The organism is Streptomyces sp. NPDC001020, assembly GCF_053599115.1.
In genome coordinates, this window is sequence record NZ_JBSFLQ010000007.1 from 143,008 (window position 1) to 157,449 (window position 14,442).

Sequence of the window (14,442 nt, forward strand, 5' to 3'; positions counted from 1 at the left end):
CAGGATCGGGGTGTCTGCGCGACGGCGACGAGGCCAACCCCGTAATGCAGCGCCTCCATAACGGAGTTCATTCCGGCATGCGATACGAAGGCGGTGGCATGGCGGAGTGCCGCCAGTCGCGGAAACCGCGACCGGACGTCCACCCGTCTCGGGACGGCGCCACATTGCCGCGAAGCAGTGGCGCAACCAGCCGGCTACGGCCTCTGTGCCGATCTTTGACGGTGATGTGATGAGAACCGGCCAGCATCGGGCGGACCTTGACAGGCCGTTGCTTGGCGGGCCTGGTCAGGACAGGTTCCCCAACTCGGCCGCCGCCGCCGTCAGATCAGCGCGGACCAGTTCCTCGTGCGGGGCGAGGTCGTTCTGCCGCCCCAGGACGGCGACGGCGGCGAAGACCCGGCCCCGGGCGTCGCGCACGGGCGCGGCGTACTCGGTGATGCCGTGCTCGAACTCCCCGTGCGCGGTGACCAGACCTCCGGGCGCGTCGCGTGCGTTGGCCCGGGCGACCTCGGCCGCCGAGTGGGCGGCGTTGGGGCCGCCGACACCGATCAGTTCGTAACCCACCAGCAGCATGGCGATCTCCTCCTCGGTGTGATCCCACAACAGTGCGCGTCCCGCGCCCGTACACCAGCAGGGGGTCACCAACGTCGCCCTGGTCAGCCACTGGTCGGCCATGCCGGGCGAGGATTCGGCACGCAGCAGACGTACGAGGACACCGTCCCGGACGGACAGCCGGGCGCTGGCCCCGTGCCGGATCGCGAGGCGGCGCAGAACCGCCCGGCTGCTGTGCAGCAGACCGGGGTTGAGGGAGGCCGCCAGGGCGAAGAACTCGTGGGCGGCGCGCAGAGTGGAGTCCTCGCGGCGTTCGAGGAAGCCCTTTTCGCACAGCTCCTGCGTTATCCGTGAGGCCTTGCTGCGCTCCAGGCCCATCTCGTCGGCGAGCCTGCTGACGTTGAACCCGGTGCGCCCGGACCGCTCGCGGTCGATGACGGCGTCGACGAGGCGCAGTGCCGCGCGTAGCGACGAGGCCGTGGAGTTCCCAGAGTCGCTCCTGCCCGGCCGGCCGCTCCCGGCCCCGCCCCTCCCGGACGGCCCGGACTCTCCAGGACCGGGCTGGTCAGGGGCGTCGCCGCCCTGCACGGACCGCTCGGATCGCTCGTCGGGGCCGAATGCTGTCACGTCGGCACTATAGCGATCCGCTCGTCGAAGGAGCGGATCGTCATGATGCTCGGTCACATCGGCATGGTCTGGATGACCGCCCCGGGCGCGACGCTGTTCAGCACGCACAGGGTCCATGTGAAGGAGAACCGGATGACCCGATACGACCTCGCGCTCATCGGATTCGGAGGCGTCAACCGCGCGCTCGCCGAACTGATCACCGAGCGGGGCGACGCACTCGCCGCCGAACTGGGGTTCGGCCTGCGCGTGGTGGCCATCACCGATCTGCGTGCCGGTTCGCTGGTGCGCGCCGACGGCATCGAACTGGCTCCGCTGCTCGCGGCCACGCCCAGCGAACTGGACTTCTCCCGCATGGCGGGCGGCAGCCCTGATCCCCGCAACGAGTGGGTGATCCGGGAGGTCCCGGCCGACATCGTCGCCGAGGCGACCTTCACCAATCCCGAGGACGGCCAGCCCGCGCTGTCGCACGTGCGATGGGCGCTGGAGGCCGGTAAGCACGTCTGTACCACCAACAAGGGCCCGGTGGCACTGCACGGGCGTGCGCTGAAGGAACTGGCCCGGCGTCATGACGTCGCCTTCGAGTGCGAGGGATCAGTGCTCAGCGGTACGCCCGTGCTGCGCACGGCGCGGCGGATGTTCGGGGGGCTGCGGGTGTCGGCCGTCGAGGGCGTCATGAACGGCACGTCCAACTACATCCTCGGCCGGCTGGAGAGCGGCATGGACTTCGCCGACGCGGTGGCCGAGGCCCAGGCGCTGGGATACGCGGAGGCCGACCCCACCGCCGACGTGGAGGGGCACGACGTCCAGCTGAAGGTCATGATCCTGGCCGGTGAGGTGCTGGGCACGGAACTGAAGCGCGCCGACGTGCCCTGCGAAGGCATCTCCGGCATCACCGCCGAGGACATACGTGCTGCCGCGGCCGAAGGACTGCGCTGGAAACTGGTCGGATCCGCGGCCCGGCGCCCCGACGGCACCGTGGATGCGCGCGTCGCCCCCATGGCGCTGCCGGACAGCCACCCGTTGGCCGGGGTCTCAGGACCGGTTAACGCGGTGGCCTTCCACACCGACCTGCTGGGCACCGTTACGGTCTCCGGGCCCGGCGCAGGGTGCAAGGAGACCGCGTACGCCCTGCTGTCGGACATCATCAGCATCCATGAGAGCCGCAACGACCGCGGTACCGGAACCCAGGGAGCCACCGGCAGGTCACGCTCCGGCGCGCCGGTGGACGGTGCACGTGAGCTGGAGGAGACGAACCGTGTCTGAGACCGTGATCAACACCGCGCTGCACCTCGGCGACGACATGGCGCCTGTGCGCAACCCCTACACCGGCGAGACGATCGGCTCGGTCTGTGCCGTCGCCGCGGACGCCCTGGAAGCCGTGATGCTGCGGGCCCGTGACGGCCGCGCCACGGCGCGGGCCATGTCGCGGGCCGCCCGGGCCAAGGTCCTCGACGAGGCGGCCCGATTGGTGGAGGAACGCGCCGAATCTTTCGCCCGGCTGATCGTGGGTGAGGCGGGGAAGACCATCGTGCAGGCCCGCAAGGAGACGGCACGCGCGGTCAACACCCTGCGTCTGTCGGCCGCCGAGGCCCGGCGGAACGCCGGTGAGGTGGTGCCCTTCGATGCGTACGAGGGCTCCGAGGACCGCCAGGGGTGGTTCACCCGGGAGCCGCTGGGGATCATCGCCGCCATCACCCCGTACAACGACCCGCTGAACCTGGTCGCTCACAAGCTGGGGCCCGCCGTCGCGGGCGGCAACGCCGTGGTACTCAAACCGTCCGCGCTGACACCGCTGTCGGCGCTGCGCCTCGTCGACACCCTGGTCGAGGCCGGTCTGCCCGAGGAGGTCGTGACCGTCGTCAACGGCGGGCCCGAGCTGGGTGCGGCCCTCGTTGCTTCGCGCGACGTGCGGATGGTGTCCTTCACCGGAGGTTTCCGCACCGGTGAGGCGATCGCCCGCTCGGCGGGACTGAAGAAACTCGCGATGGATCTCGGTGGCAACGCGCCCGTGATCGTCATGGAGGACGCCGACCTGGACGCTGCCGTGGAGGGCTGTGTCTCCGGTGCCTTCTGGGCGGCCGGCCAGAACTGTATCGGCGTCCAGCGGGTCCTTGTCGCCCGCCAGGTGTATGCGGCCTTCCGGGACGCCTTCGTCGCGCGGACACTCCGGCTGAGGGCGGGCGATCCGACGGACGAGCGTACGGATGTTGGGCCGATGATCACTGCCGGGTCGGCGGCCGCAGCCAAGGCCCTCGTCGACGCGGCGCTCGAGCAGGGGGCGACTCTGCTGTGCGGCAATCGGCTCGACGGCAGTGTCTATGCCCCGACGGTCCTGGAGGACGTCCCGGGCACGGCTGCGGTGTGGCAGGACGAGGCGTTTGCGCCGGTCGTCGTCCTCCAGCCCTTCGACTCGTTCGAGGAGGCCGTCGAGCGGGCCAACGAGATCGAGTTCAGCCTGCACGCCGGGGTCTTCACCACCCGGCTGGACCGTGCCCTGGCGGCTGCCCGGCGGCTGGACGCCGGAGGTGTCATGGTGAACGACTCCTCCGACTACCGCTTCGACGCGATGCCCTTCGGCGGGTTCAAGTACGGCAGCATGGGCCGTGAGGGGGTGCGGTTCGCCTACGAGGAGATGACCCAGCCCAAGGTCGTCTGCTTCAACGGGACGGGCGAAGGCCGGTGAGCGGCTTCCGCATCGAGTCCGACTCGCTGGGCGAGGTGGAGATCCCCCAGGCAGCGTACTGGGGCGTGCACACCGCCCGCGCTCTGGAGAACTTCCGGATCAGCGGTGTCTCCGCGGCCTCCCATCCGCACCTGGTGCGGGCCATGGCCGCCGTGAAGCACGCGGCGGCCATGGCCAATGAGGAGGTCGGTGCTCTGGAGCCGCGCAAGGCACAGGCCATCGCCGAGGCATGCACCGACATCGAGCGGGGTCGCTACCACGAGCAGTTCGTCGTGGACGTCGTCCAGGGCGGAGCCGGCACCAGCACCAACATGAACGCCAACGAGGTCATCGCCAACCTCGCTCTGGAACGCCTGGGTTGCGTCCGTGGACGGTACGACGTCCTCCACCCGCTCGACGATGTCAACCGATGCCAGTCGACCAACGATGTCTATCCGACGGCCCTGAAGATCGCCGTGAGTGCGGCCCTCGCCGACCTCTCCGTCGAACTCGGCCTGCTGTCCGAGGCGTTCAGCGCCAAGGGCAGGGAGTTCCGGAATGTCGTGAAGGTGGGCCGCACCCAGTTGCAGGACGCGGTCCCGATGACGCTCGGTCAGGAGTTCGCCGCGTTCGGCGTCACTCTGGCCGAGGACAGGGCCCGCATCGCCGAGACGCTTCCGCTGCTCGCCGAGACCAACCTCGGCGCCACCGCGGTCGGCACCGGCGTCACCGCGGCACCCGGATACGCCCAGGCCGCTGTCCGGCATCTGCGGACGCTTACCGGGCTGGACCTGAAGGCGGCGTCCGACCTGGTCGAAGCAACCTCCGACACCGGTGTGTTCCTCCAGACGTCCGGGGTCCTCAAGCGCACGGCGGTAAAGCTGTCGAAGATCTGCAGCGATCTGCGGCTGCTGTCCAGCGGCCCGCAGTCCGGCCTCGGGGAGATCAACCTGCCGCCGCGTCAGGCCGGCTCCTCGATCATGCCGGGCAAAGTCAACCCGGTGATCCCGGAACTGGTCAACCAGATCGCGTTCGCCACGGCCGGGGCCGACATGGCGATCACCATGGCCGCCGACAACGGGCAGTTGCAGCTCAACGCCTTCGAGCCGCTCATCGGCCACCTGCTGCTCCAGCACATCGCGTGGCTGACTCGCGGCTGCGCCACTCTGCGCACCCTGTGCGTGGTCGGGATCACCGCCAACGAGGAGCGGCTGGCGCGGCAGGCCGCGCGGTCGGTCGGGGCGGTGACGGCGCTGACGCCCCGCATCGGGTACGCGGCGGCGGCCGAGGCCGCCCGGCAGGCGCTGGCCACCGGTGCCGACGTGCTGGACGTCGTCGTCGACAGCGGACTGCTCGACCGTGACAGCGCCGAGCGGTTGCTTCGGGCGGACGTCTGACGGGACGCCCGCAGTCCCCCTGGGTCATGAGACGCGGCCGGCCCCGCAGGGCAGCCCGCGTACCGCTGCTGTCCGCCGGTCCGCCGGGGGCAGCGGCTCCCTCGGCCCTGCGGTTCAGGATCGGGTGCGGTCGACGACGCGGGACAGCGTGAGAGTGGTGACCGTGTCACGTACACCGGGCATCTGGGCCATGTGGTTCCAGATGCCCCTTACGCGTTCCAGGGACTGTGCCTCCAGACTGACCAGCAGGTCGAACTCGCCGCTGAGCACGTCGCAGGAGACGACTTCGGGGATGCGTCTGATCGCCGCGAGGACGTCGCCGCCGCGCATCCGGTCCTTCCGGTAGACGAGGACATGGGCGCGGACGAGGTCTCCGGCAGCCGTGCCGGAGGGGCGGACTACGGTGTAGCCGCCGATGTGCCCCTGCCGTTCGAGACGTTCCACCCGTTGGCGCACGGCGTTCCTGGACAACTGCACACGCTGGCCGAGTTCGGCGTGGGTGATGCGGGCGTTGCGGGTCAGTTCAGCGATGATCTTCTCATCGACAGCGTCCATGGCCTCGACTCCTGGTCCTGGTCGTGAAAGGACCCCGGCGGCCTACTGGCCGCCGGGGCGGGGGCATCGGTTACCGCTCCGGCCGTTTCACCGGACAGTGCACTCCGCCCCGTGGAGGGCGAACACCCGGGCCGGGAAGCCGGAACCGCCCTGCGGCTTCGGCCAGGTCGCGACGATCAGGGCGCCCGCCTCGGGGACCCGGTCGAGGTTGGCCATCAGCTCGATCTGCCACCGGTCGCGCTCCAGGACATACCGCTCCAGGCTGAAGTCACCTGCCGAGGTGGCCAGACCGGGGTCGGTGTCGGTCTGCTCGTGACCGATGGCGGTGACGCCCACCTCCTCGAAAAGATGGCGCAGCACCGGGCCCGACCAGCCCGGCGCGTGGCTGATGCCCGCCTCGTCCCGGTTGGCCATGGCGGACGGGTCCGGCCAGCGGCGGCTCCAGCCTGTGCGCAGGGCCACGAAGGACCCGGCCGGTATGGGGCCGTTGCGGCCTTCCCAAGCGGTCACGTCGTCCAGCGTGGGCACGGAGTCGGGGTCGGCCTCGACACGGTCGGTGATGTCGAGGACGACCAGCGGCAGGAGCATTTCCTCGACGGGGATGTCGTCCAGAGTGCGCGCGCCGTCCACGAAGTGCACGGGCGGGTCGACGTGGGTGCCCCACTGGCCGACGAGCGTGTAGAGGTGCACATTGAAGCCGTCGCCGCGCTTCATGTCGAAGAGCATCTCGCGGCGCTCGTCCGGGAACGCCGGAAAGTGCGGCTGGCCCGGGTGGAAGGCGTGGGTGAGGTCCGTGTGGACGGACGTCTCGGTCAGTTCGCGCAAAGCGGCCCACAGGCGGGGTTCGGGGAAGCGGTCCATGTGCTGTTCAACCTTGTCTCTGTGTCGTGGGCGGGCGCCGGCCCGTGCGACGCGCACGGGCCGGCCAGTGTGGTGGGTTGCTTCGGGGCCGCAGGCTGTCGCTCGGCCCGTCAGGTCGGATCGTTCGTCAGCAGGTCGGCCAGTTCCGGGGGCTCGGCGACGGACGCGACGGCACCCGCGGCCTCCTCGGGGCCGCCGTACCCCCACCGCACATGGATGGCGGGAATCCCCTCGGCCGCCGCGCTCTGCACGTCGTACGCCCGGTCGCCGACCATGAGCGGCCGGGAGACATCGACACCACGTGCACGCAGCCGGGCGAGGCAGACCCGGATGACCTGGCGCTTGGTGGTCCGTCCCGCCGACTCGTCGATGCCGCAGACTGCCGCCAGACGGGCGTTCAGACGGTGGTGCCGGGTCACGCGTTCGGCCTGGTCCTCGACCTTGGACGTTGCCACGCCCATCGTCATCCCCAGTCCGGCCAGGGCGTCAAGCATCTCCGGAACTCCGGTGAACAGCGAGCTGTCGAGGGCACCGTGCTCCGCGTAGTCGGCCCGGTAGATGTGCAGGGCCCGCCGCGCCGTCTCCTCGTCGAGGCCGACGACGTACCGGAAGGACTCGTACATCGGCGGTCCGACGAAGGAGCGCAGGGTGGGCTCGTCCGGCACCCCTGCACCCACGCTGCGCAGCGCGGCCGCGGCACTGGCGGTGACCCCCGGCGCCGAGTCGACCAGGGTGCCGTCGAGGTCCAGCAGGATACAGGTCGGGTTCATGAACATCCCGTCTCCGTCGCCTTGGCCGACTGCCCGGCCCCGTATCGCAGGCGGTAGTAGAGGAAGCAGGCTCCGACGAACGGGATGCCGAAGTACAGGGCGGTGACCTGCGCCGGGTCGAAGGCGATACCGATGAGCGATGCCAGGCAGAGAGTGAAGGCGAGTACCGGCACGACCGGATAGAACGGGGTCCGGTAGGCCAGAGTCCTGATGTCTCCGCCGGACTTGACGAACCGTCGGCGGTGCAGGAACTGGGAGGCGACGATGGACATCCAGACGCCGACAGCGGCGAAGCCTGCCACGGAGACGAGCACCAGGTAGACCGTCTCCGCCGCGATAACGCTGCTGAGCAGGGAGGCGAGGCCGCCCAGCATGCTCAGCAGCAGCGCGGTCATGGGGATGCCGCGGGAGTTGAGCCGGCGCAGTGCCCGTGGTGCCTGTCCTTCTTCCGACAGGGAGAACAGCATGCGGGCGCAGGAATACAGTCCGCTGTTCCCGGCCGACAGCAACGCCGTGATGATCACGAAGTTCATCAGGTCCGCCGCGTACGGGATGCCGACGGTCGAGAAGACGGTGACGAAGGGGCTCTCGTCGAGACCGACCTTCTCGTACGGGATCATGGCGGCGATCACCGTGATGGCGCCGACGAAGAAGAGCAGCAACCGGACGACGGTCACCCGCAGCGCCTTGGGGACGGCGGTGGCAGGGTCTGCGGTCTCGCCCGCGGCGACGCCGATGAGTTCGGACCCGGAGAAGGCGTAGAAGGCTGCGAGGACGGTGACCAGGACGCCCGAGAAGCCGTGGGGGAAGAGGCCGCCGTCGGTGGTGAAGTTCTCGAAGAGGGACGGGAACGCCTGGCCACTGTCGGCGAGCGGGCGGAAGCCGGCCAGGGCGGCACCGCCCAGGACGATGAGGGCGACCACGGCGACGACCTTGATCAGCGAGAACCAGTACTCGGTCTCACCGAAGATCCGTGCCGAGAAGGCGTTCACTGCGAAGACGACCGCGGCGAAGACCACGCACCAGACCCACACGCTCACCGAGGGGAACCAGCGCTGCATCAGCAGACCGCAGGCGGTGAACTCGGAGCCGAGAGCGACGGCCCAGGTGAGCCAGTACAGCCACGCCGTGGCGAATCCGGTCGCCGGGCTGATGGAGCGGGCGGCGTAGATGTGGAAGGACCCCGAGACGGGGTAGATGACGGCGAGTTCACCGAGGCAGGTCATGACCAGGTAGACGACGAAGGCGCCGACGAGGTAGGCGAGCACGGCGCCGAGAGGGCCGGCCTGGGAAATGGTGAAGCCGGAACTGATGAACAACCCGGAGCCGATGACGCCGCCCATCGCGATCATGACGAGGTGGCGGGTGGTCATGGAGCGGCGCAGTGCCTCGCGGGGCGCTTCGGGGGATCCGGGCGGGACGGGCGACGGTGCGGGGGACGGGGGAGGGGACGAAGGCGCTGTGTGCGGCTGTGCCGGGGTGCTTCCCGGCGTGAGTGGCAGGGGCATATGACGTGTCCTTGGGGGCAGCGGCTGGGGACGGCAACGCATGGCGAAGGGGTGATGCCAGTGGTGGGGCCTGTGGCGCGCGGGTGGCCCCGCACGGCCGCGGCCGGGAGGAGCGCCTGCGGGCTGCGATGTCGGTCAGGCGCGGTGGACGAGGTCGAACGGAGCGGACAGTTCGACGACCGGGACTTCCCAGGGATGGGCATGCAGGATGCGGCCGAGGACGCGCGACACCTCGTCGTCCGGCGTATGAGCGTCGATGTGGACGGTGACGGTGAGCGTGGGGGAGAAGGAACTGTCACCGACGGAGCCGAAGGTCGGGTGGGCACCCGGCTCCGTGGTGAAGCCCTCCACGCCGACACCCACCTCGAAGACGTCGCTGTAGACACCGAAGTCGCCCGCGCACGGTGTCGAACGCAGGACCTGCAGCAGCGAGCCGAATGCCGCGTCGTCGCGCAGCGTCTCGGTGTGGCCCGCTCCCAGGGCGGCGAGTGTCTCACCGGTGACCGGCCAGTACACCCGGATCGACCGGACTGAGCGGAGCTTGATGTCCCCGAGGGGCGGTCGTGCCGGCGCTCCATCGAGTGCCGATGCCGTCCTGGCGGTGGTCATGTGTGTGACTTCCCTTCTTCGATTGACCGTGATGCTATGCGTGCATTAAGTGCACGACAAGATGTGAATGTTGCACGACTTGGAAAAGATTCGCCGGGTGACCACCGAGGTGATCGCTGGGTGGTTTCCGGGCCGGGTAGGCTGCCGCGCATGGAATCGAGTGTGGGCCGGGGCTTTGACATACTGTCCGCGCTCACCGGTCGCACGGTGGCCAACCATCACGGCGTCTCGATCAGCGACCTGGCCCGCGACATGGGGCGCGACCGCAGTCAGGTGTCCCGGGCCCTGAACGCCATGGCCGAGGAGGAATTCCTCCTGCGCGACGCCGCGTCACGCACCCTCGCACCGCACTGGCGGCTGTACGCGGACGCACAGGAGCTCACAGCCCACCGGCTGCGCACGGACGGGCAGACGGCGCTGGAAGGGCTGGCCGCCGACACGGGCGAGAGCTGCTACCTCGGCATACTCGTCGGCGACGCCACCGTCACCATCGCGGAACGGGTGCCGCCGGGCAGCAACCAGATCGGCTCCTGGATCGGGCGGCCCTACCCGGCGTACTGCAGCGACTGCGGCCAGGCCCTGTTGTGCGACGCCGAGGACGATGAGGTCGCCTCGGTCCTCGCCCGCACCGATTTCGTGCGCCACGGACCCAACACCCCCACCAGCGTCGACGACTTTCTCCACCGCCTCGCGGGGACCCGCGAGCGCGGCTACTCCGTCATCGACGAGGAGGCCGAACCGGGCCTGTACTCGATCGCCGCACCAGTCCGCGACTTCCGCGGTGAGGTGATCGCCGCGATCCAGATCGTGGGACCGCGTGTCCGCCTGGCGCCCCGCACCGACGACCACGCGGCGGCGGCCCTGTCCTGGAGCCGGTGGCTCCAGGACGCACTGCGCGGCCACAACAGCTGCTGACTCCGTCGCAAGCAGCCACACAGGCCTTCCCGGCCTCCGGCACGTGCCGCAGCCATCACCGCGCCGAGGAAAACGGCACAAAGCTGCCGCGCCCGAGACACCGGTCACCTTCACCGTTCACGAGCTCAAGCACCTCGCCCGCAACGCCGCCGAACTCATGACGCCGTCCACCGAGTTCCAGGCCGACGGCATCCAGCTCGAACTCCTCACCGGCTCGCTCACCGGCAACTACGACCCGAACGGCAGGGGCGCCATGTTCTTCGCCGTGCCCGCCGTCGCCGGTCAGATCGAGCGCAACTACATCCGGGAGAAGACCCTCGAAGGCCAGGTCACCGCCGCCGCCAAGGGCAACCACGGCGGATGACCCAAGGCCATCGACGACGACATGCCTGTGGCCGACCGTCCCGAACACCCCGCCGCCCGGCTTCCGCCACGAAACGAGCGCCTGCTCCAACTGGCCGCGAACTGACGCGAGGCAGCACTGGAACCCGGCGGGTTCGCCCCACCGTGCCCCACCCTGCGGCTCGTCAGGGCCGGCGAACCGGCCCAGGAACATCCGAACGAAAACCGGCGCTAAGCCCCGCCGGCGTGGAGAGGACACCAGGTCCACGAGTTCCGGTGGCGTACCGCTGATTTCCAATACTTCCCAAGGGCTGCAGCGTGCTCGACGCCAGCCGCAGTCAACCCTGGCGCGGCCGTCCGCCGCGCCAGGATTCCACCCCGGAAAGGCTCAGACCCTGAACGCCTTACTCGCAGAAGCGCAACGGGCGCAGCTTCTTCGGGCCCAAGTCGGATGGTGACGTGGGTGAGCGCATCGAAGGCGGAAGCGTCAGGCTGGAGCCACACCGCGCACACAGAGACCCCGGGTTGTCATGGCAGGGCCCGGGGTCTCGCGTGCAACGACACGTCACCGAAGGCGAAACGCGACGCGAAGCCGTCCGGCGTTCCGGGGTGATGTGAGGGAGGGATCAGTGGGCGGAGAGAGAGCGAAGTGCTCCCCAGGCGGTCAACAGAGCCACCGTGCACACGGTGATGTTGCCGATGCTGTGGGGATATTCACCTCGGGTGACATGCACGACCGCGCCGCCGGCCATGACGCAGGCAAGGCCGGCGGCGGCGGCCGGGGTGAGTACCGGGGCGATGTTCGTGGCGCGGGGAAGGATCAGCCCCACCGCGCCAAGTACCTCCAGTGCTCCGATCGCTTTGATCGTCTCGGGGCGGAAGTCCACGACCCACGGCATGAGCGGGACCAGTGCGTCCGGGGACATGACCAGCTTCATCCCGCCGGCGGCGGTGAACAGTACGGCGAGAAGGGCCTGGGCGACCCACAGGACGACGGGCACAGCACACTCCATAAGTGAAGGAACCCCTGCGGTTTAGTGTGGCCCTCAAGCTATCAGAAACCGCAGTGCCACCTTCACTTGTAAGATCCGGGCCATGGGAACCGAGCAGAGCCGAGGGCTGCGCAGGGACGCCGAGGTCAACCGGCAACGCATCATGGCGGCTGCCCGCACCGTGTTCGCCGAGCGCGGGCTGGGCGCGCCCCTGGAGGACGTGGCGCGACAGGCCGAAGTCAATATCGCCACGCTCTACCGGCGTTTCCCCGAACGGGAAGCCCTGATCGAGGCGGTGCTGACCGACCGCATGACCGAACTGGCCCGCCTCGCCGAGAACGCGACGCTCAACCCCGACCCCTGGGAAGGCTTCAAGGGCTTCGTCGAGCGCATCTGCGCCATGCAGGCCGCCGACCGCGCCGTCACCGAGGGCTTCACCGCGTGCTTCCCCGACTCACCGGCCATGGAAGAGCCACGGTCCCGCGCCATAGAAGCCCTTGACGCACTGATCCGCCGCGCACAGCAACAACACCGCCTGCGCCCCGAGATCACCAGCAGCGACGTCATCCTGTTCCTGATGGCCAACGCCGGCGTACTGTCCTCCACCCGCCACGCCGCCCCCGGCGCCTGGCAGCGCCTGGTCTCCCTGCTGCTCGACTCCTGCCGCCCCGACGGGCCCACGTCGCCGCTGCCACCCGTTCCCGGCCCCGAGGAACTTCACGACGCGATGCTCGCAGCACGGCCGCGTCGCTGACCGAAGTCCGTACGACGCAGCGCCTTGCGGGACGGGACAGCTCCCGCGCCCCGGCTCACCCCAGGAAGCGGCGGTGAACGCAGCGCCCGACGGCCGGCTACCGACGGTGCGGGGGGTGGGGTGGTGGTGGGATGGTGTCCGTACTGGGTGCGGCCTGTGGCCAGATGAGCAGGACGGGGCAGGGGGCGTGGTCGACGACGAAGCGGCTGGCGGGGCCGAGGCTGCGTGGCCCCAGGTGGGTGCGGTCGCCGTCGCGCGCGAGGACGAGCAGGTCGGCACCTTCCGCGGCGGCCACAACCTCCCGTTCGATGCGGCCGTGACGCTCGATGCGGGTGCACGGGCGTTTCAGCCGCGCGGCCGCGGCGTCCAGGAGGTGTTCGCCGGCCGCGGCAGCGAGGTGTTCCACCGCAGTGCCGGGGTCCCGGTCGGGGCGTGCGCGGCCCAGCAGTCCGGCGTAGGCACCGTGGGCAGCTCCGGGTACCTCAGATCCGGTGACGTGCAACAGCACGACGTCGGTGCCCTCGGGTGCGTGGATCCGGATGGCGTCGATGCACGCGGCCCAGGTGCCTTCGACGATCCAGGCGATGACAGTCACGGGTTCAGCCTCCGATCACGTGGAGCGAGGCCCACAGTGCCACGACTGCGAGCAGCAAGGCGGTGGGCACGGCGAGAGCCCCGAGCCGGGTGAACTCGCCCAGGTCTACGTCACTGTCGTGTTCGCGCAGGATGCGCCGCCACAGCAGGGTGGCCAGGGATCCGGCGTAGGTGAGGTTGGGGCCGATGTTCACCCCGAGCAGCACCGCCAGGACGGCGCCGGGCCCGGTGGGGGCGGTCAGCGGCAGCAGCACCAGGACGGCGGGCAGGTTGTTGATGACGTTGGCCAGTACGGCGGCCAGGACAGCGATGCCCAGCAGTGCGGGCAGGCCGGTGCCGCCGGGCACGACGTGACCGAGCGCGGCAGCCAGGCCGTTGTCGACGACCGCACGGACCACGATGCCCAGGGCCAGGACGAACGCGCAGAACGGCAGCGCCGCGGCGCGCACGATCGCGGTGGGGGTGGTTCGGCGCTGGGCAAGGGCACGTCCGGCCAGCACGGCCGCGCCTGCGGCCGCCGCCCATGCCGGGTTGACCCCGAACGCGGAGGTCACCACGAAGCCGACCAGGGTGCAGGCCACCGTGGCCAGGGCGAATACCGGCACCTCGCGCGGCTCCGGTGTGGGCGGTGCCTGAGCCCCTGCGTCCAGGTCGGTGGCGAAGAAGCGGCGGATCACCACGTACTCGGCACCGATGGCCACCAGCCAGGGCAGCGCCATCAGGGTGGCGAAGCGGGTAAAGCTCAGACCGCTGGCGGCGAAGGCCAGCAGGTTGGTGAGGTTGGAGACCGGCAGCAGCAGCGACGCGGTGTTCGACAAGTGGGTGCAGGCGTACACATGCGGTTTGGCACGGGCGCCGAGCCGGGCGGCGGTGGCGAACACTACCGGGGTCAGCAGGACCACCGTCGCGTCAAGGCTCAGTACCGCCGTGATCAGCGAGGCGACCGTGAACACCTGGATCAGCAGTCGGCGCGAGCTGCCGGCAGCCTTGCGGGCCATCCAGGCACCGCAGGCGTGGAACAGGCCCTCGTCGTCGCACAACTGGGCCAGGACCAGGACCGCGGCGAGGAAGCCGATGACCGGTCCCAGCCGGGCGGCCTCGGCCGCCGTGTGGTGCAGGGAGATCGCGCCGACGGCGATGACCACGCCGGCGGCGGGGACTGCCACGACGGCCTCCGGCCAGCCCCACGGGCGGATCACCGCGCAGGCAAGGACTGCCACCAGGAGAGCGGCGGAGAGTGTCTCCGCGAGCGGCGCGTTCAAGGCCGGTGCCTGTCTGAGAGGGGATCGCAATCCCGTCTGCGT

General features: G+C 70.0%; 15 protein-coding genes. 6 read left to right on the top strand and 9 right to left on the bottom strand.

Annotated elements, in window-relative coordinates; genetic code table 11:
- Window positions 1-285: 285 nt before the first annotated feature.
- Entirely contained in the window at window positions 286-1,179 is an 894-nt protein-coding gene (locus ACWDEX_RS08780; RefSeq protein ID WP_450462553.1) for an IclR family transcriptional regulator, read from the bottom strand.
- A 42-nt stretch (window positions 1,180-1,221) separates the two neighbouring features.
- Between ACWDEX_RS08780 and ACWDEX_RS08785 the strand changes: the two genes are divergently transcribed.
- Genes ACWDEX_RS08785 through ACWDEX_RS08795 form a run of 3 tightly spaced genes read left to right on the top strand, consistent with a single transcriptional unit; the run spans window position 1,222 to window position 5,238 of the window.
- On the top strand, window positions 1,222-2,442 hold the full coding sequence (locus ACWDEX_RS08785) for a homoserine dehydrogenase (protein WP_450462554.1): 1,221 nt from the start codon (window positions 1,222-1,224) through the stop codon (window positions 2,440-2,442).
- A complete protein-coding gene (locus ACWDEX_RS08790; protein WP_450462555.1) occupies window positions 2,435-3,862 on the top strand; it encodes an aldehyde dehydrogenase family protein in 1,428 nt (475 codons plus the stop codon). Before ACWDEX_RS08785 ends, ACWDEX_RS08790 begins: the two co-directional genes overlap by 8 nt.
- Entirely contained in the window at window positions 3,859-5,238 is a 1,380-nt protein-coding gene (locus ACWDEX_RS08795) for an aspartate ammonia-lyase (RefSeq protein ID WP_450462556.1), read from the top strand. Before ACWDEX_RS08790 ends, ACWDEX_RS08795 begins: the two co-directional genes overlap by 4 nt.
- A 114-nt stretch (window positions 5,239-5,352) precedes the next feature.
- Here ACWDEX_RS08795 and ACWDEX_RS08800 read toward each other — a convergent pair whose 3' ends face one another.
- The 5 genes from ACWDEX_RS08800 to ACWDEX_RS08820 form a co-directional block, all read right to left on the bottom strand.
- Entirely contained in the window at window positions 5,353-5,793 is a 441-nt protein-coding gene (locus ACWDEX_RS08800) for an Lrp/AsnC family transcriptional regulator (protein ID WP_450462557.1), read from the bottom strand.
- Between the two features lie 87 nt (window positions 5,794-5,880).
- A complete protein-coding gene (locus ACWDEX_RS08805) occupies window positions 5,881-6,654 on the bottom strand; it encodes a cyclase family protein (RefSeq protein WP_450462558.1) in 774 nt (257 codons plus the stop codon).
- 110 nt (window positions 6,655-6,764) lie between these two features.
- Window positions 6,765-7,424: an HAD hydrolase-like protein gene (locus ACWDEX_RS08810; protein WP_450462559.1), complete on the bottom strand. Its 660-nt coding sequence runs from the start codon at window positions 7,422-7,424 to the stop codon at window positions 6,765-6,767.
- Window positions 7,421-8,797 (bottom strand): amino acid permease, encoded by a 1,377-nt coding sequence (locus ACWDEX_RS08815; RefSeq protein ID WP_450462560.1) that lies wholly within the window; start codon window positions 8,795-8,797, stop codon window positions 7,421-7,423. The genes ACWDEX_RS08810 and ACWDEX_RS08815 overlap by 4 nt, the downstream gene beginning before the upstream one ends.
- Before the next feature lie 270 nt (window positions 8,798-9,067).
- Entirely contained in the window at window positions 9,068-9,541 is a 474-nt protein-coding gene (locus ACWDEX_RS08820; protein WP_450462561.1) for a hypothetical protein, read from the bottom strand.
- A gap of 150 nt (window positions 9,542-9,691) precedes the next feature.
- Here ACWDEX_RS08820 and ACWDEX_RS08825 point away from each other — a divergent pair, with 150 nt between their 5' ends.
- Both ACWDEX_RS08825 and ACWDEX_RS08830 read left to right on the top strand, forming a co-directional pair.
- On the top strand, window positions 9,692-10,456 hold the full coding sequence (locus ACWDEX_RS08825) for an IclR family transcriptional regulator (RefSeq protein ID WP_450462562.1): 765 nt from the start codon (window positions 9,692-9,694) through the stop codon (window positions 10,454-10,456).
- A 43-nt stretch (window positions 10,457-10,499) separates the two neighbouring features.
- On the top strand, window positions 10,500-10,820 hold the full coding sequence (locus tag ACWDEX_RS08830) for a recombinase family protein (RefSeq protein ID WP_450462563.1): 321 nt from the start codon (window positions 10,500-10,502) through the stop codon (window positions 10,818-10,820).
- Between the two features lie 604 nt (window positions 10,821-11,424).
- On the opposite strand, the gene ACWDEX_RS08835 is transcribed toward ACWDEX_RS08830, so the two are convergent.
- Complete coding sequence (locus ACWDEX_RS08835) at window positions 11,425-11,799, bottom strand: DoxX family protein (protein ID WP_450462564.1); 375 nt, start codon at window positions 11,797-11,799, stop codon at window positions 11,425-11,427.
- Between the two features lie 94 nt (window positions 11,800-11,893).
- Between ACWDEX_RS08835 and ACWDEX_RS08840 the strand changes: the two genes are divergently transcribed.
- On the top strand, window positions 11,894-12,544 hold the full coding sequence (locus ACWDEX_RS08840; protein ID WP_450462565.1) for a TetR/AcrR family transcriptional regulator: 651 nt from the start codon (window positions 11,894-11,896) through the stop codon (window positions 12,542-12,544).
- A 97-nt stretch (window positions 12,545-12,641) separates the two neighbouring features.
- Here ACWDEX_RS08840 and ACWDEX_RS08845 read toward each other — a convergent pair whose 3' ends face one another.
- Window positions 12,642-13,139, bottom strand: coding sequence for a universal stress protein (locus tag ACWDEX_RS08845; protein WP_450462566.1), 498 nt, complete (start codon window positions 13,137-13,139; stop codon window positions 12,642-12,644).
- Between the two features lie 4 nt (window positions 13,140-13,143).
- Entirely contained in the window at window positions 13,144-14,400 is a 1,257-nt protein-coding gene (locus ACWDEX_RS08850; RefSeq protein WP_450462567.1) for an SLC13 family permease, read from the bottom strand.
- Window positions 14,401-14,442: the final 42 nt, after the last annotated feature.